Consider the following 15268-nt stretch of genomic DNA (forward strand, 5'->3'; position numbering starts at 1 on the left):
GCCGTCGGCCGTCGCCGGGTGACCTGGGGTGATCGGGGCGTTACTGTCAGGCTGGCGCCGCCACGTCCGGCGTGGCGGCCGCGACGGCGGGCGTCTCCGGCGCCGGCCCGGACCCGGTCGGCCGGCGGCGCTGCGTGCCGAGTGTCTGGAGAGGGCGCTCGACGCCGTAGTAGCTGATCGCGGCGTACACCAGGCCGAAGACCATGGTCAGGGCGAAGGTGTTGAGGAACCCGCCGGTGAACAGCGGCCGGTCGTCGAGCAGGTAGATCAGCTCGATGACCAGCGGGTGCCACAGGAACAGCCCGTACGACACGTGGCCCATCCACCGCGCCGCCCCGGCGCTGAAGACCTCCTTCGCGCGGGTCGGGCCGCCGAACGCCACCGGGACCGTGATGAGGACGGCGACCAGGAGGTAGAGCGCCAGCTTGGTGCCGAATTCGACGGCGGTCGGGCTGGTCAGGTCGCGCGGCCCGGCGATCGGCGTCGTCGCGATGGCCATCACCGCGACCGCCGCTCCCCAGCAGGCCAGCGGCGCCGAGGCGAGGTCGTCGAGCACGCGGAAGGCGGCCGGCGCGGTGCCGGTACGCAGGGCCACGTGCGCCGCGGCCAGCGCCATGCCGCCGCCGAACCAGGCGCCGTACGACGGGAACCACATCGTGTGCAGCGCCCCGTCGAGCCAGCCGGCGCCCATCATGGCGACCCACGCGAGGGTCAGCAGCGCGCCGGAGAAGGCGAGCAGGACGGTGCGGACGGGACGCCACGTCCGGCCCACGGCGAACACCGCGAGCAGCGGCAGGAGCAGGTAGAACACGACCTCGGTGGCGAGGCTCCAGGTCTGGCTGAGCCCGTGCCGGAGCTGGCCCGGCCCGTAGATCTGGGTGAGCGTGAGGTGGCGCAGCCAGTCACCCGCCGACACCGGGTGGTTGCCGGGCAGGACGACGAAGCAGACCACCACCGCCAGCCAGTAGGCGGGCAGGATCCGCAGCGCGCGGCGCCAGAAGTACCGCTTGGCGCGGGGCCGCGGCCGCCCGGTCGCGACGGTGAGCGCCCACGGGCGGAACAGCAGGAAGCCGGAGAGCACGAAGAAGATCGCGACGCCCACGTCCAGGCGCGCCAACCAGCCGCCCCACGTGGTGTTCATGGTGACGGCGGTCTGGAAGCCGACGTGGTGGCCGACGACCGCCACCGCGCCGATCGCGCGCAGCGCGTCGAGGGCGGGAAGACGGCCGGTCAACGACGGTTCCGGCGTTGTTGGCGTGGTGGCTGTGGACATCTGGACATCCAGGGGGTCGCTTTTGCAGGTGACTGGGGAGTAACCTCCCGCCAATGCTAAGGATCGGGTGCCCCGGACGACAGACCGTAGGGCGGCAGGTTACAGGAGGATGAGTGAAGCTTCGCGTGGGCGCCGCGCTCTTCGGGCTGGGTGTCTTGTTGCTGGTCTTCGCGGTTGGGCTGCCGTTCTACGTGGCCCCCGCCGTGACCAAGCTGCCCTATGACCTGGAACCAACGACGTCCGTCGCCGAGGCGAAGGGCGCGAAGTTCCTACAGATCAAGTCGGAGAACGGCGCGGTGAGCATCGACGTGCCGCAGGCCGATCTCGTGTCCAGCATCGAGGTCATCCCGCAGCCGGAGGACACCAAGGACCGCGTGCCCAAGGAGCTGAAGGGCGACGCGGTCATCTGGAACGTCTACCAGACGGTCAAGCGCAACGACAACCAGGATGTGATCAGCCAGTACAGCACCGAGCTGGCGCTGTACCGGATCTCCGGCGCGGCGGCGCCGTGGGACGAGCAGTGGCTCAACGAGGCCGGCGCGGAGCAGGCCCCGGTCGGCAACGTGCGTTACTCCGGCCAGATCTACAAGTTCCCGTTCGGCACCGGCAAGCGTGACTACCAGGTGTTCGACCGCGACCTGAAGAAGACGTACCCGGCGCGGTTCACCGGTACGGAGAAGATCAAGGGCGTTGAGACGTACCGCTTCGAGCAGCGGATCGAGAACGAGCCGCTGAACACCCCGGCGGACAGCATCAAGACCCTGCTGGGCAAGTTCGCGCCCAGCGCCACCAGTGGACAGGTCGTCTACAGCAACACCCGGACGCTCTGGGTCGACCCGGTGACCGGCGCCTACATCAAGGTGCGTGAGCAGCAGTACAAGGAGCTGCGCCCGGACGCCGGCGCCCCGACCGTGCTGCTGGACGCGGACTTCAACTACAACGACGCCACGATCAGCCGCAGCGTCGAGACGGTGAAGGACAACCGTTTCAAGATCGGCATGGTCAGCCTCTGGGGCCCGATCATCGCCGGTGTGCTCGGCCTGATCGCCCTCATCGCGGGCGTGTGGCTGGTGACGCGGCCCAAGGGCGACGGCAGCGCCCGGCACCGGGCGGACGTCCCGACCTCCGACCCGACGTCGACGCGGGTGGACCAGCAGCCCGTGGGTGGCCCGCTCGACGACGAGATCCCGCCGGCGTCGACGAACTGGCGGACCGACGAGCTGCCGGCCCAGCGTTCGGGCGCCGGTGAGGTGGAGCGCCGCTGACCGGTACGCCGGAAGCACGACGGAGGGGGGGGGGGGGGGGGGGGCCCCCCCCCGCGCGCCCCCCCGCCCCCCCGGGGGGGGGGGGGCCGGGGGCCCCCCCCACCCCTCCGTCGTGGAGGTCTCCCATGCGGGCGAAGCTACTTTACATTTGTTACTCGATTGTAACTGGCGGATGTCCGGTAACTTTCCGTCGCTTTCACCGTCATCTATGCCGGTTTTGCGGCGACATATCGCCCTCGACCCCCCGCCTGGGCTGGTATCTCGTGACGCCGGGTCACCTCACCGCCCCGCCCCCGTATTACCGCCCGGTAAGCGGGGGGTTGTGACCTACGCCCCATCGGGTGCACGATCAGGCTCGATCGTTACCCGTCGGTAACAGAGGGCGGGTCCAGCGCGTGCCACCGGTTCCCCCACCGGCCGCCGCGCACATTCGTTCGAGGAGGAACCCGTGCAGAATCGGCTCGACAACCAGGGTCGTACCCGGTGGCGGCGCTTCGCCGCCATGATCGTGCCCACCACGGCCGCCGCCGGTGCCATCCTGTTCGGCATGTCGACCGGCGCCATCGCCTCCGACATCACCGTGTCCGGGCAGACGTTCAAGATCGGTGCCGACCGCCTGGAGGGCGAGGGCTTCAAGCAGTACGGCGGCATCGTCCGCGAGAAGGGCGAGAACGGCAAGGCCGGCGCGACGCGCCCGGTCGCGATGGCCGAGATCAGCAGCGCCGAGCTGTACAAGCTCTGCCAGTCCGTCCGCGCCGACCTGCCCGGCCTGCCGGTGGTGCTCACCATCAACGCCGGTGACGGCAAGGAGCCGGCCCGGGCCAAGGACCTCGTGATCGCGATGGACTCGCTCGAGGGCGACGCGACCTTCACCAACATCCAGATCGGCCGCGACGCCAGCGACCTCAACCCGACGGCGCAGCGGGGCTCGTTCGGCCAGAACTCCGACCGGGTGACCATCCGTGAGCTGAAGCAGGTGTCCCGCTACACCACTTCCTCGACGTTCAACCTGGTCGGGCTCCGGCTCAAGGTCAACGTGGGTGACGACGCCAAGGGCAAGGAGTGCTTCTGAGCTGAGCACGGCCCGCGGTGGCGGACCACCGCGGGCCCGCCCCACCGTCCCCGTCCCCGCTCCGCCAGGAGGAGTACGTGACAATCGTCGACCCGTCCCACGCCCGGCCCGGCACCGCGGCCGGGGCGTGGCGGACCTTCCGCCGCTGGCAGCGGAGCCGGCCGTTCTGGGGTGGCCTGTTCGTCATCCTGGCCGGAGTGGAGATGCTCGTCTCCACCCGGCTGACCCTCAACGGCCTGAGCTTCAGCAGCGGGGCCACCGGCCTGCTCTCCCTGCTGATCCCGGCCATCCTGGTGACCTGCGGCGTGCTGCTCTGGCTCAGTCCGGCGCAGCGGCTGTTCTACTCGATCGTCGCCGCGGTCACCGCCGTCTACTCGCTGATCGGGCTCAACCTCGGCGGCTTCTTCCTCGGCCTGCTGTTCGGCATCGTGGGCAGCGCTCTCGCCTTCGCCTGGGTGCCGTCCCGTCCGGCTGCCCCCGGCGCGGAGGAGCCCGCCGCCGAGCCCGACGACGAGACCGACGACGAGCGCGCCGTCGAGGCCGACGCCGAACTCGATACCGTCGTGGCCGCGCAGCCGGTGGACGAGCCGCCCGCGGACGAGCGGCCGACAGTCGAGGTGCCGGCCGCAGTACGGCCGGCCGTCGAGCAGCCGACTGCCGAGTGGCCGGGCGGGGAGCGGCCGGTCCCTCGGCAGTCGGTGAACGGGAAGCCGGCCGGATCCGAAGGCGGCCCGCCGGAGTGGGCGGGTCGCTCGGCGGACCCGCGCACCTTCGGCATCGTCCTCGTGGTGCTCGGCCTCGCCACCGCCGGCCTGGCCGTACAGCCGAGGGCGGTGCAGGCCGCCCCGAGCAAGCCCGCCGCGAGCGCCTGCCCGTCGAAGCCTGCCACGCCGGCGCCCGGCGCGAGCGCACCCACCGCGACGCCCACCCCGTCGCCGAGCGCGAGCCCGACGCGGGACGGCAACATCATCACCGACTTCTTCGACGGGATCGGCGACCTGTTCCGAGGCGGCAGCAAGAAGAGCGCGACGCCCTCGCCCACACCGGCCGCCGACAAGTCGGCGGCGCCGACGAGCAAGCCGGCGACCCGGCCCGGATCGACCGAGTGCCCGGCGCCGGGCAAGCCGGGCAAGGCGGAACCGGCCAAGCCCGGCAAGGTGGAACCGGGCAAGCCGCTGCCGCGTATCGCCGCCGACCCGAGCCTGCCGAAGGTGGGCCAGCAGCCGTCGAAGCTCACCGGCTCCAAGGTGGCCATGACCGGGCTGCGGTTCGAGGGGATCACCGACCTCCAGACCGAGCAGGGCGCGCTCAAGGTGCTGAAGTTCAGCATGAAGGAGGCGGTGACCGACGACTTCCTGCTGGTCGCCGACGGTCCACGCGGTCGCACCCAGCAGTACGTGACCCCTCAGCTCGTCGTCCGCGACGACGTCGCGTTCTACTGCACCCGGTTCGTCGGCAAGCTCGCCGGCATCAAGCTGACGCTGACCCCGGACCTGCCGTTCCCGGACGGGCTGCCGGTCACGCTGCCCTTCAAGGTGACGTTCACCGACCCGGTCATCGACCTGGCGTACGTCACCAGCAACACGTTGACCGGCGAGCCGCTGCGGTTGACCCTCGGCGCGTAGGGCGACGGGTGCCGGCGGACGCACCGCCGGCACCCGGACCACTGCTCAGATCCGGGCCAGCGCCTTGCGCAGCGGGTCGAGCCCCAGCGAACCCAGGTCGAGCGCCTGGCGGTGGAACTCCTTGAGGTCGAAGTCGGCGCCCTTGCGGGCCTTCGCGTCCTCCCGGGCCTGCAACCAGATCCGTTCGCCCACCTTGTACGACGGGGCCTGCCCGGGCCAGCCCAGGTAGCGGTTCAGCTCGAAGCGCAGGTTCTCGTCCGGCACCCGGCAGTGCGCCCGCATGAACTCCCAGCCCAGCTCCGGCGTCCATCGCTCGCCCGGGTGGAAGCCGAACGGGTTGTCCTTCGGGATCTCCAGCTCCAGGTGCATGCCGATGTCCACGATGACCCGGGCCGCGCGCAGCGCCTGCCCGTCGAGCATGCCGAGCCGGTCACCGGGGTCGGCGAGGTAGCCCAGCTCGTCCATCAGCCGCTCGGAGTAGAGCGCCCAGCCCTCGCCGTGCCCGGAGACCCAGCACAGCAGCCGCTGCCAGCGGTTGAGCAGGTCGGCCCGGACGGCCGTCTGGGCGACCTGGAGGTGGTGACCCGGCACGCCCTCGTGGTAGACGGTGGTCACCTCGCGCCAGGTGGAGAAGTCGGTGATGCCCTGCGGCACCGCCCACCACATCCGCCCCGGCCGGGAGAAGTCCTCGCTCGGTCCGGTGTAGTAGATCGCTCCGTCGCTCGTCGGCGCGAGGCAGCACTCGATCCGGCGGGCCTGTTCGGGGATGTCGAAGTGGGTGCCGTTCAGGTCGCTGATCGCCTGGTCGGCGAGCACCTGCATCCAGTCCCGGAACGCCTCCTTGCCGCGTACCGTCCGCGCCGGGTCGGCGTCGAGCGTGCGTACCGCGTCGTCGACCGAGGCGCCCGGCCCGGCGATCCGCGCGGCCACCGCCCGCATCTCGGCCTCCAGCCGGGCCAGCTCCGCGAAGCCCCAGGCGTACGTCTCGTCCAGATCGACAGTCGCGCCGAGGAAGTACTGCGAGGCCAGTTCGTAGCGTTCCCGTCCGGCGGCCTGCTTCTCCCGGCCCACCGGCGCCAGCTCGGTACGCAGGAACTGCCCGAACTCGGCGGTGGCAGCGGTCGCGGCGGCGGCGCCCTTGCGCAGCTCCGCGCCGAGCGCGCCGTCGGCGTCGAGCCGCTCGACCAGCCCGTGGAAGAAGTTGTCGCCCTCCGGGTCGACCCACACGTCGCACTGCTTGGCGACCTCGACGAGCTGCACCTGCGAGCTGACCCGCCCCGCGGCGGCGGCCTCGCGCAGCGTGCGCTTGTAACCGTCCAGCGCGGACGCGAACCGGTTGAGCCGGGCGGCCACGTCGGCCTTCGCCTCCTCGCCGTCGGTGGGCATGAGGTCGAAGACCATCCGGATCTCGTGCAGACCACTGGAGATCACGTTGACCTCGCTGCCGGTCTCGCCCGCTTCGTAGCGGGCCAGCTCCAGGCCGAGGCGCTCCTGCATGGCCTCCCTGGCGGTCCGCTCCGGCTCGGTCTCCGGCTCGGTCGCGTCGAGTTCGCCGAGCGTCCGGCGGGCCAGCTCGGCGCGCGCCGCGTAGCCCTCGGGCGACAGGTCGTCGAGTTGGTGGTCGTAGCCGGCGATGCCGACGTAGGTGGCGCCGGTCGGGTTCAGCGGGGCCCATTCGGCCACGTACCGGTTGGCGAGGTCATCGATTCGTCCCACGAGGCGACCCTACGTGACCGCGCATCCGGAATATCGCGCGACTTCGTCGTACCCCTGCGGCAGAGTGTCAGGGGTGAACATCGAGATCACTCCTGACCGGGCGCCGGCGCGGGCCTGGTTGCCCGGCTTCGTCGCGCTCGCCGCCATCTGGGGTTCCAGTTTCCTGTTCATCAAGGTCGGCGTGACCGAGCTGCACCCCGTGCACCTCACCCTCTACCGGGTGGCCATCGGCGCGCTGACGCTGCTCGTGGTGCTCGCCGTGCTGCGCGACCGGCTGCCCCGCGACAGTGGCGTCTGGGCGCACATGCTCGTGGTGGCCGCGTTCGGCGTCACTGTGCCGTTCACCCTGTTCGGCTACGGCGAGCAGCGGGTCGAGTCGATGCTCGCCGGCATCTGGAACGCCACCACGCCGCTGATCGTGCTGCCGCTGGCGGTGCTGGTGTTCCGCACCGAGCGGCTGACCGCCCGGCGTTGCGTCGGGCTGGGGCTGGGCTTCGCCGGCGTGCTCGTGGTGCTCGGCGTCTGGGAGGGCGTGGGCGGCGCCCACTTCGTCGGCCAGCTCATGTGCTTCGGCGCGGCGGCCTGCTACGGGTTCGTGATTCCGTACCAGAAGAAGTTCGTCGCGGGCAGCGCGTACTCCGGGCTGTCGCTGTCGGCGGCCCAGTTGCTGGTGGCTACCGCGCAGCTCGCGCTGGTCGCGCCGTTCGTCGGGACGCCGTCGTCGCCGGCCGGCCTCTCCCCGCGCGTGATCGCGAGCGTGCTGGCGCTCGGCGCGCTCGGCACCGGGCTCGCCTTCGTGATCAACATGCGCAACATCCGGCTGGCCGGGGCGAGCACGGCGTCCACGGTGACGTACCTGATCCCGGTGTTCGCGGTGCTCGTCGGCGCGGTGGTGCTCGGTGAGCGGATGAACTGGCACCAGCCGGTGGGTGCGCTCGTGGTGCTGGCGGGCGTGGCGGTCGCGCAGGGGCTCTTCGGGCGGCGTCGTCCACGCCCGGAGGCGACAGCACCCGCCGTCCCCGCCGTCGAACCGGCCGCCCGGGGCTGACGCTCAGCTACGGCCGGCCGTCCACTTCACCAGCCGGTCGGCCGTCCAGGTGTTCACCACCCGCTTCGCCGGCACCCCGCACAGCGCCGCCCGCTCGCAGCCGAAACGCTGCCAGTCGAGCTGACCCGGGGCGTGCGCGTCGGTGTCGATGGCGAACCGGCATCCGGCCTCCAGCGCGAGGCGGATCAGCCGTTTCGGCGGGTCCTGCCGCTCCGGCCGCGAGTTGATCTCGACGGCCACGTCGTGTTCGGCGCACGCGGCGAAGACGGCGTCCGGGTCGAACTCGCTCTCCTTGCGGGTACGCGCCCGGTGCCCCCGGTCGCCCGGCCCGGTCACCCCGGCGGGCCGCGAGGAGACCATCCGGCCGGTGCAGTGACCGAGGATGTCCAGGTGCGGGTTCGCGATCGCGGTCAGCATCCGGCGGGTCATCTTCGCCCGGTCGTCGTTCAGGCCGCTGTGCACCGAGCCGACCACCACGTCGAGGCGGGCCAGCAGATCCTCGTCCTGGTCCAGCGAGCCGTCGGCGAGGATGTCCACCTCGATGCCGGTGAGGAGCCGGAAGCCCTTCGGCAGCGCCTCGTTGACGGCGCCGACGTGGTCGAGCTGCTTGCGCAGCCGCTCCGCGGTCAGGCCCCGGGCCACGGTGAGCCGGGGCGAGTGATCGGTGAGCACCATGTACTCATGGCCCAGCTCGACCGCAGCCAGCGCCATCTCCTCGATCGGTGAGCCGCCGTCGGACCAGTCCGAGTGGGTGTGGCAGTCGCCGCGCAGCGCGTCCCGCAGCTTCGCCGCAGCCTCGTCCAGGTCGGTGCCCTCGGTCGCCAGCAGCCGGCGCAGATAGACCGGTTCGTCGCCGGCCAGCGACTCGGCCACGCAGCGGGCGGTGACGTCACCGACGCCGGACAGCTCGGTCAGCTTGCCGGTGCGCGCCCGCTCGGCCACCTCGGCGGCGGGCAGCGCGCCGAGCGTCTTCGCCGCCGACCGGAACGCGCGTACCCGGTACGTGGCCTCGTTCGCCCGTTCCAGCAGGAACGCGATCCGGCGCAGATCGGCGATGGGATCCCGGGCAGTCATGTCCTGGAACCTACGCGCTCACGCCGCCCGCCGGGTGACAGCGCACCGTCAGCCGCCGCGGGTGGACCGGCCGGGCGAGGCCGGGCAGCCGTGCTTGCGCTGCCAGGCGGTGATCTCGGCGACCGGCGATCGGTTGCCGCCCTTGCGCCAGGAGTTCAGGTACGGCGCCGGCCAGACCACGCCCCGGCGGATCCACCAGTCGTCGGCGCCGGTGCACTTCGGGGAGAGCCCGAAGTGCAGGTGGCAGACGTTGTTGGCGTTGCCCGTACGGCCCACCTCGCCGAGCTGCTGCCCGGCGCGCACCCGTACCCCGGCGTCGACACCGGCGGTGACCGCGCTCAGGTGCGAGCCGTAGTAGCGCACGCCGTCGTCGCCGAGCAGCGACACGGAGAGCCCGCCGTTGTTCGGGCCCAACGGTCCGCGTCTGTCGAACCGGTCGACGCGGCTCACCTCAAGCACCACGCCGTCGGTGACCGCCACCACCGCTTCCCCGCAGTCCGCGAACACGTCGGTGCCCGGGTAGCCGCCGTGCGTCGGGTGGTAGTCGACGTTGCCGGCCCGTACCGGGAAGACCCGCTTCACGTCCGCGCGGGCCGGCGACGGCGGGGAAACGGTCGGCGGGGCCGGGCTCGCCGGGTCGGCCGGCTGCGCGGCGGTCGCCGGCGGGCTCGGTTCCTGCCACCTCTCGGCGCGCCCGGCGGGGGTGCCGCACCCGGCGGCGAGCGCCGCCACGAGCAGCACCACCGGGTACGCCGGCAGCGTGCGGCGTCCGATCGATGGCGAGCGCATCCGGTCATCCTGACAGACCACTACCGTAGGGACGAATGCCGAACGCGGGACGGACGGTCCGGGAGAGGGGGCGGCGGTGACGAACGGGTGGCACGGCGGACCAGAGGGGACCGGTCCCGGGGCGTTCCCGCCACCGCGTACGCCCTCGGGGTTGTTTCCGTCGAGCACGTCGATGCGGCCCAGCTACCGCGAGCCGCACCCGGTCACCGGCACCGGCGTCGCGGTCGGCGCGCTCGTCGCGTTCGCCTGGTTGCTGCTGTTCGGGCTGGTCGGCAGCGGCGTGGCCGGCTACGTCTGGTGGACGCTGCTGGCCGGTGGCCTGGCGTGGGTGGCCGCCGCGGTGCTGGTCCGCCACGGCGACCGGGGGGTGGCGACGGGCGTGACCATCGTCACCGCGGGTGGCTGGAGCATCGCCGCGGCGATAGTCGCGACCCGGTGGGCGCAGACCGGGAACTGGCCGCTCTGGTGACCTTCGGTGCCGATCTCGCTGCGTAGCGAAGGCCACCTTGACGTACGCGCGAGGACGGTCCACCCTCGCGGTATGGCCTGGACCACAACGCCGCGGCTCGACCCCGATCGGAGCCGCCGTCGCATGCAACTCCTCGCCGAGTTGGCCGGTGCCCGGGCGGTACAGCAGCGCCAGCGGCCGCAGCGGGCCCGCACCGAGCGGCTGCGCCAACTCATCGCCACCCGTCGGCGCGTCGTCGGCTGACCGGCTTTCTCTCTCAGAACGGGCCGGTTCATCCGGGGCGTTGACCGCTCGCCCGCCGACCCGACCGGTTAACGTGCATCGCGTGACGTGTCGGCGTGCTGCCGAGCCAATTTTGGGGGGACCGTGTCGTACTTCGCTGCTGCCGTGGCGCGCGTCGACGGCGGCTGGACCGCCGGTGAGGTGAGCCTGCGGGGCGTCACCGACATCGAGGAGGTTGCCGACCGGCTGCGCGACGTCGAGCCGGACGCCGACCTCTCGCTGCTGTTCGTCGAGGCCGACGACACGTACCTGGTCGTCATGCGCCTGGACGAGGGGGAGGACCTGCGGGTCTTCGGCTCGGACTCGGCGTACGCGGAGGAGTCCCGGCTGGGTGCGCTGCTCGTCGGCGACCTGAAGACCTCGGTGACCGGGCTGGAGGAGGTCGACGAGCCGCGCGCCTCCGGCGGCGACGACGAGACCGAACAGCCCGCTGTGGACCCGGAGGCCGACCCGGTGGGCGACGCGGATCTCCTCGCCGACCTGGGCATCACGGCGCAGAAGCTGCTGGCGCTCTGTGCGCACGAGGGCTCCATGCCGGCCGACGTGACTTCCGAGATCTGCCAGGTCCTGGGCTGTGTGGACGAGGTCGAGGAGCTGCGTGAGGTCTGAGCCCGGACAGTCCCTGACGCCCGGCGCCGCCGAACCGGCCGACGTGACCGATCCGGCGCTGGCGACCGTACGCCCGGGGCAGCCCACCCCCGGCCGGGCCGGGCGCGCCGGTCCCGGCCCGGACGAGGCGCTCGCCGACCCGGGTGCGATCGGCCGCCGGCAGCGGCACGAGCTCTGGATGCGCCGGGCCCTCGAGGTGGCGGTGACCGGCCCGGACGGCCCGACGGCCGACCGCGACGCCGAGGACGTGCCGGTGGGCGCGGTGCTCTACGGACCCGACGGCGCCGAACTGGCGGTCGGGCGCAACGAGCGGGAGCTGACCGGCGACCCGACCGCGCACGCCGAGGTGCTGGCGTTGCGCCGGGCCGCGCGGCGGCTGGGCCGCTGGCGGCTGGACGACTGCACGCTCGTGGTCACGCTGGAACCGTGCACCATGTGCGCCGGGGCGATCGCGCTGGCCCGCGTCTCGACGGTGGTGTTCGGCGCCTGGGAACCCAAGACGGGCGCCGTCGGGTCGCTCTGGGACGTGTTGCGCGACCGCCGCGTCACGCACCGCCCCGAGGTGTACGGCGGCGTGCTGGAACGCGAGAGCGCGGCGTTGCTGCGCGCGTTCTTCCGCTGAGGGGTCCCTGTTCCAGGCTTTGGCCGCCCCGGTTCTCAGGCTTCGGCCGGCGCCTGGCGCAGCAACGTCGCGGCGATCCCGCGGCCGACCTCGGTCCAGGCGGTCGGGCGCAGCGTGGCCGGGTCCAGCCGGACGATCGACCGGGTGCCGGTGGCGTGCACTGTGGCGCCGTCGGTCGAGCGGAACTCGAACGCGTAGCGGGCACTGCTGGTGCCGAAGTGTTCGAGCCAGAAGTGCACAGCCACAGTGCCGACGCCGACGACCGGGGCCCGGTAGCTGATGGTGAACTCGCGGACCGCGTGGAACACGTCGGGGGTGGCGTGCACGTCGCCCCGGAAGGCGACGCCGCGCTCCGCCCAGTAGGGCGTCAGCGCGCGTTCCAGCAGCACGGCGTACCGGGCGTTGTGGAGGATGCCCATCGCGTCCAGGTCGTCGAAGTGCACCGGCACGTGCGCGACGTGCCCGAACTCGGCGACCGGCCGGTCGACTGCGGCGTGGCTCATGACTGGCCTTCCGGTAGCAGGGCCGGATCCGGGCAGAGTGCCCGCAACCGGTTCAGCAGGCCCTGGCGGGCGTGCCGGTAGGAGGCGTCCGGGTCGAGCAGCCGGGACCGCATGACCGCGCTGATCCCCAGTGCGTCGATCTCGTACGCGAGCAGTGGCACGTCCAGGTCGGCGGGGAGTTCGCCGAGGTCGACCGCCTCCTGGACGAGGCGTTCGAGGAGCGCGGTCCACCTGCCGAACGCCTCGGCGAGCCGGTCCCGGACCGGGCCGGGCCGGGCGTTGTACTCGAACTCGGTGTTGGCGAAGAAGCAGCCGCCGGGCAGCACCCGGGCGGCGTAGAAGTCGATGCGGGCCTCGTGCAGCGCGTGCAGCCGGCGTACGCCCCGGGGAGCCCCCAGGGCGGGCGCGAGGATCCGCTCCCGCCACTGCGTGACGGCCCGGTCGACGGTGGCGAGTTGCAGCGCCTCCTTGGAGCGCCAGTGCGCGAACAGCCCGGACTTGCTCACCCCCAGCCGGTCGGCGAGCTGGGCCAGGGACAGGCCGTGCAGGCCGACCTCGGTGGCCAGCGCCACGGCGGCGTCCAGCACCGCGGTGCGGGTGCGGTCGCCACGGGCGACGCGGCCGTCGGAGGTCATGCGGGCAGCGTAGCGAAAACAAGCACGACCGGTCGTATTTATTTTCGTGACGTGGGTAACGCGAACCGCCCCGCCACCTTGCGGCGACAGGGCGGTCCAGGATCGATCAGGGTCAGGCGATGATGGTGTCCAGCGCGATCTCGACCATCTGGCCGAACGTCTGCTCACGCTCCTGCGACGTGGTCTTCTCACCGGTCTTGATGTGGTCGCTGACGGTCAGGATGGTCAGCGCGCGAGCCTTGAAGCGCGCGGCGATCGTGTAGAGCGCCGCCGACTCCATCTCCACCGCCAGCACGCCGTAGTCGGCGAGCCTGTCGTACAGGTCCGGCCGGTCCGTGTAGAAGGCGTCCGCCGCCAGGATCGGCCCCACCCGCATGCTGATGCCGCGCCGCTCGGCCACCTCGACCGAGGTACGCAGCAGCCCGAAGTCGGCCACCGGGGCGTAGTCGATCAGCCCGTCGAAGCGCATCCGGTTCATGTTCGAGTCGGTCGACGACCCGATCGCCGCCACCACGTCCCGCAGCTGCAGATCCTCGGTCAGGGCCCCGCAGGAGCCGACCCGGATCAGCGACTTCACGCCGTACTCGTTGACCAGCTCGTGGGCGTAGATCGAGGCGGACGGCATGCCCATGCCGGAACCCTGGACGGACACGTCAACGCCGTTCCACCGGCCGGTGAAGCCCAGCATGCCGCGCACGGTCGTGTAGCAGCGGGCCCCCTCCAGGTAGGTCTCCGCGATCCACTTGGCCCGCAGCGGGTCGCCCGGCATCAGGACCCGCTCGGCGATCTCTCCCGGCTCAGCGCCGATGTGCGTACTCATGGCAAAGATCCTGCCAGGCCGGGCGGAGGGATACCGGTTCGGCGTCCAGACCGGTGGTCCTGTACCCTCGTCGGCGGTGGCGTGTCCGAGTGGCCTAAGGAGCACGCCTCGAAAGCGTGTGAGGGTTTACGCCCTCCGCGGGTTCAAATCCCGCCGCCACCGCTCGTGAACAGCGAGAACGCCCGGTCGATCCGCAGGGATCGGCCGGGCGTTCCGCTTCTGGTCGTGCCCTCTTGCTCGCTCTTCAGGAGCTGTAGGCCGAAGGGCGCATCCCTGCTCGGGCAGGCCCAGCACCTGGCTGCTGCGGCGATCGTCCGGGCGGAGCTGAATACTCGACCCCGGCCCGCCCTAGGTATCCGGGCTCGTGTATCTGCGTGATCCGCGGGTTAGTGTCAGCGTCCACCCGAGGGAGGAATCGCTGTGGTTTTCACACCTGCACAACCATCGGCACCCGCCGGACCGGTCACGTCCCGTTCCGGCAATTTCCTTCGGCCGCACCTGTTCTGGGAGGCGGTGCTGCTGGCGCTGACCGTCGTCGCCGCGGTGGTGTGGTACTCCCAAGACGGGTCGCGGCTGTCGCCGCTGGTGTTCAACATCGCCTCCGGTGGCCTGCTGGCGACCGCTTTCGCGCTGTCGCTGCGCACCGCCACGCCCAACCTCGCGGTCGTCGGCGTCGCGGCCCTCGCCGGTCTGACGTACGCGGAGGTGCTCGACACCGGCACCCCGGTCTTCGTCGCGGCGGTCGCCGCGATCGCCGCCGCGGCGCTCGTCGGTCTCGGGATGGGCCTGGTCGCCGGGCTGCTGCAGGCGCCCGGGTGGGCGGTGTCGCTGGGCGGGCTGGCGCTGACGCAGGGCATGCTGCTCGCCGCCATCGGCAGCGGCGGTCCACAGCGGCTCGCGAGGGAAGGTTGGATCCGGTCCGACGGTGCCGCGGCCGGCTGGTTGGTGCTGTTTCTCCTGCTGTCGATCGGCGGCGCGGTGGTGTGGTCGATTCCGGCGGTGCGGCGGGCGCTGAGCGGCAACCGGGTCGTCGCCGGGGAGCCGCCGTCGCCTTTCGGCGCACGGCTGCTGGGCGCGGTTGTCGGCCTGGGCGGTTCCAGCCTGATCGCGGGCGCGGGCGGAGTCCTGCTGGTCGGCGGGATCGGCGCCACAACCCTGTCGGCCGATATCGGCCAGCTGGCGTTCGTGGCCGGCGCCGTCCTGCTCGGCGGCGTGAGCGTGGCCGGCGGGCGGGGCGGCTTCGCGGGCACCGTGCTGGGGGTCGCCCTGCTGAGCCTGGTGCAGATGACCATCCTCCTCGCGAATGGCCCCCGGTGGCTGTCGACGGTCGTCTTCGCGCTGGCGGTCCTCGTCGGCCTGGGCGTCAGCCGGGCGCTGGAGGCCCTGCAACCGGCACTGCCCGCGAGCGTGCCGGGCGCCGGGCCGGCTGAGCCGTCGCGGAAGTACTGACCGCTGTCAGCTCGGCC

General features: G+C 72.2%; 16 protein-coding genes and 1 tRNA gene. 10 read left to right on the top strand and 7 right to left on the bottom strand.

Annotated features, from left to right (window positions below; translation table 11 throughout):
* Window positions 1–46: 46 nt before the first annotated feature.
* On the bottom strand, window positions 47–1273 hold the full coding sequence (locus tag ACFYO8_RS19470) for an acyltransferase (protein ID WP_355094796.1): 1227 nt from the start codon (window positions 1271–1273) through the stop codon (window positions 47–49).
* Window positions 1274–1386: 113 nt separating this feature from the next.
* Between ACFYO8_RS19470 and ACFYO8_RS19475 the strand changes: the two genes are divergently transcribed.
* From ACFYO8_RS19475 to ACFYO8_RS19485, 3 genes are all read left to right on the top strand, one after another.
* Window positions 1387–2538: a DUF3068 domain-containing protein gene (locus ACFYO8_RS19475; RefSeq protein WP_354874932.1), complete on the top strand. Its 1152-nt coding sequence runs from the start codon at window positions 1387–1389 to the stop codon at window positions 2536–2538.
* Between the two features lie 448 nt (window positions 2539–2986).
* Window positions 2987–3610, top strand: a complete 624-nt coding sequence (locus ACFYO8_RS19480; protein WP_355047299.1) for a DUF6230 family protein — start codon at window positions 2987–2989, stop codon at window positions 3608–3610.
* 77 nt (window positions 3611–3687) lie between these two features.
* Window positions 3688–5235 carry a DUF6114 domain-containing protein gene (locus ACFYO8_RS19485; protein ID WP_387257384.1) on the top strand — a complete coding sequence of 516 codons (1548 nt, stop codon included), beginning with the start codon at window positions 3688–3690 and terminating at the stop codon, window positions 5233–5235.
* Window positions 5236–5280: 45 nt separating this feature from the next.
* Here the strand turns inward: ACFYO8_RS19485 and ACFYO8_RS19490 are convergent, their stop codons facing one another.
* The gene (locus ACFYO8_RS19490; protein WP_355047297.1) at window positions 5281–6951 is read right to left on the bottom strand and encodes a DUF885 domain-containing protein; all 1671 of its coding nucleotides are present in this window, start codon (window positions 6949–6951) and stop codon (window positions 5281–5283) included.
* A gap of 73 nt (window positions 6952–7024) precedes the next feature.
* On the opposite strand from ACFYO8_RS19490, the gene ACFYO8_RS19495 reads away from it, so the two are divergent.
* The gene (locus ACFYO8_RS19495; protein ID WP_355015091.1) at window positions 7025–7999 is read left to right on the top strand and encodes a DMT family transporter; all 975 of its coding nucleotides are present in this window, start codon (window positions 7025–7027) and stop codon (window positions 7997–7999) included.
* 3 nt (window positions 8000–8002) lie between these two features.
* Here ACFYO8_RS19495 and ACFYO8_RS19500 read toward each other — a convergent pair whose 3' ends face one another.
* On the bottom strand, window positions 8003–9073 hold the full coding sequence (locus tag ACFYO8_RS19500; protein ID WP_354869142.1) for a PHP domain-containing protein: 1071 nt from the start codon (window positions 9071–9073) through the stop codon (window positions 8003–8005).
* 48 nt (window positions 9074–9121) lie between these two features.
* Window positions 9122–9862, bottom strand: a complete 741-nt coding sequence (locus ACFYO8_RS19505; protein WP_355047294.1) for a M23 family metallopeptidase — start codon at window positions 9860–9862, stop codon at window positions 9122–9124.
* A 172-nt stretch (window positions 9863–10034) separates the two neighbouring features.
* Here ACFYO8_RS19505 and ACFYO8_RS19510 point away from each other — a divergent pair, with 172 nt between their 5' ends.
* The 4 genes from ACFYO8_RS19510 to ACFYO8_RS19525 all read left to right on the top strand — a co-directional run bounded on the left by ACFYO8_RS19510 (window position 10035) and on the right by ACFYO8_RS19525 (window position 11844).
* The gene (locus tag ACFYO8_RS19510; RefSeq protein WP_387257386.1) at window positions 10035–10331 is read left to right on the top strand and encodes a hypothetical protein; all 297 of its coding nucleotides are present in this window, start codon (window positions 10035–10037) and stop codon (window positions 10329–10331) included.
* Between the two features lie 72 nt (window positions 10332–10403).
* Window positions 10404–10574, top strand: coding sequence for a hypothetical protein (locus ACFYO8_RS19515; protein WP_354869137.1), 171 nt, complete (start codon window positions 10404–10406; stop codon window positions 10572–10574).
* Between the two features lie 123 nt (window positions 10575–10697).
* Window positions 10698–11222, top strand: coding sequence for a tRNA adenosine deaminase-associated protein (locus ACFYO8_RS19520; protein WP_355047292.1), 525 nt, complete (start codon window positions 10698–10700; stop codon window positions 11220–11222).
* 148 nt (window positions 11223–11370) lie between these two features.
* The gene (locus tag ACFYO8_RS19525; RefSeq protein WP_355047300.1) at window positions 11371–11844 is read left to right on the top strand and encodes a nucleoside deaminase; all 474 of its coding nucleotides are present in this window, start codon (window positions 11371–11373) and stop codon (window positions 11842–11844) included.
* A gap of 35 nt (window positions 11845–11879) precedes the next feature.
* Here ACFYO8_RS19525 and ACFYO8_RS19530 read toward each other — a convergent pair whose 3' ends face one another.
* The 3 genes from ACFYO8_RS19530 to deoD form a co-directional block, all read right to left on the bottom strand.
* Complete coding sequence (locus tag ACFYO8_RS19530; protein ID WP_354869132.1) at window positions 11880–12347, bottom strand: thioesterase family protein; 468 nt, start codon at window positions 12345–12347, stop codon at window positions 11880–11882.
* A complete protein-coding gene (locus tag ACFYO8_RS19535; RefSeq protein ID WP_355047290.1) occupies window positions 12344–12982 on the bottom strand; it encodes a TetR/AcrR family transcriptional regulator in 639 nt (212 codons plus the stop codon). The genes ACFYO8_RS19530 and ACFYO8_RS19535 overlap by 4 nt, the downstream gene beginning before the upstream one ends.
* A 112-nt stretch (window positions 12983–13094) precedes the next feature.
* Entirely contained in the window at window positions 13095–13802 is a 708-nt protein-coding gene (deoD, locus tag ACFYO8_RS19540; protein ID WP_013289061.1) for a purine-nucleoside phosphorylase, read from the bottom strand.
* Window positions 13803–13877: 75 nt separating this feature from the next.
* On the opposite strand from deoD, the gene ACFYO8_RS19545 reads away from it, so the two are divergent.
* Both ACFYO8_RS19545 and ACFYO8_RS19550 read left to right on the top strand, forming a co-directional pair.
* Window positions 13878–13964: transfer RNA gene (locus ACFYO8_RS19545), tRNA-Ser, on the top strand.
* 258 nt (window positions 13965–14222) lie between these two features.
* Complete coding sequence (locus ACFYO8_RS19550; protein WP_387189297.1) at window positions 14223–15251, top strand: hypothetical protein; 1029 nt, start codon at window positions 14223–14225, stop codon at window positions 15249–15251.
* The last annotated feature ends 17 nt before the right edge of the window (window positions 15252–15268 follow it).

Source organism: Micromonospora sp. NPDC005257 (assembly GCF_042872445.1).
Lineage (GTDB): Bacteria > Actinomycetota > Actinomycetes > Mycobacteriales > Micromonosporaceae > Micromonospora.

Bases quoted from the DNA above. Each gene is read 5' to 3' on its own strand.
- deoD (WP_013289061.1), bottom strand. From the start codon at position 13,802: ATGAGTACGCACATCGGCGCTGAGCCGGGAGAGATCGCCGAGCGGGTC.
- ACFYO8_RS19470 (WP_355094796.1), bottom strand. From the start codon at position 1,273: ATGTCCACAGCCACCACGCCAACAACGCCGGAACCGTCGTTGACCGGC.
- ACFYO8_RS19505 (WP_355047294.1), bottom strand. From the start codon at position 9,862: ATGCGCTCGCCATCGATCGGACGCCGCACGCTGCCGGCGTACCCGGTG.
- ACFYO8_RS19500 (WP_354869142.1), bottom strand. From the start codon at position 9,073: ATGACTGCCCGGGATCCCATCGCCGATCTGCGCCGGATCGCGTTCCTG.
- ACFYO8_RS19530 (WP_354869132.1), bottom strand. From the start codon at position 12,347: ATGAGCCACGCCGCAGTCGACCGGCCGGTCGCCGAGTTCGGGCACGTC.
- ACFYO8_RS19535 (WP_355047290.1), bottom strand. From the start codon at position 12,982: ATGACCTCCGACGGCCGCGTCGCCCGTGGCGACCGCACCCGCACCGCG.
- ACFYO8_RS19515 (WP_354869137.1), top strand. From the start codon at position 10,404: ATGGCCTGGACCACAACGCCGCGGCTCGACCCCGATCGGAGCCGCCGT.
- ACFYO8_RS19510 (WP_387257386.1), top strand. From the start codon at position 10,035: ATGCGGCCCAGCTACCGCGAGCCGCACCCGGTCACCGGCACCGGCGTC.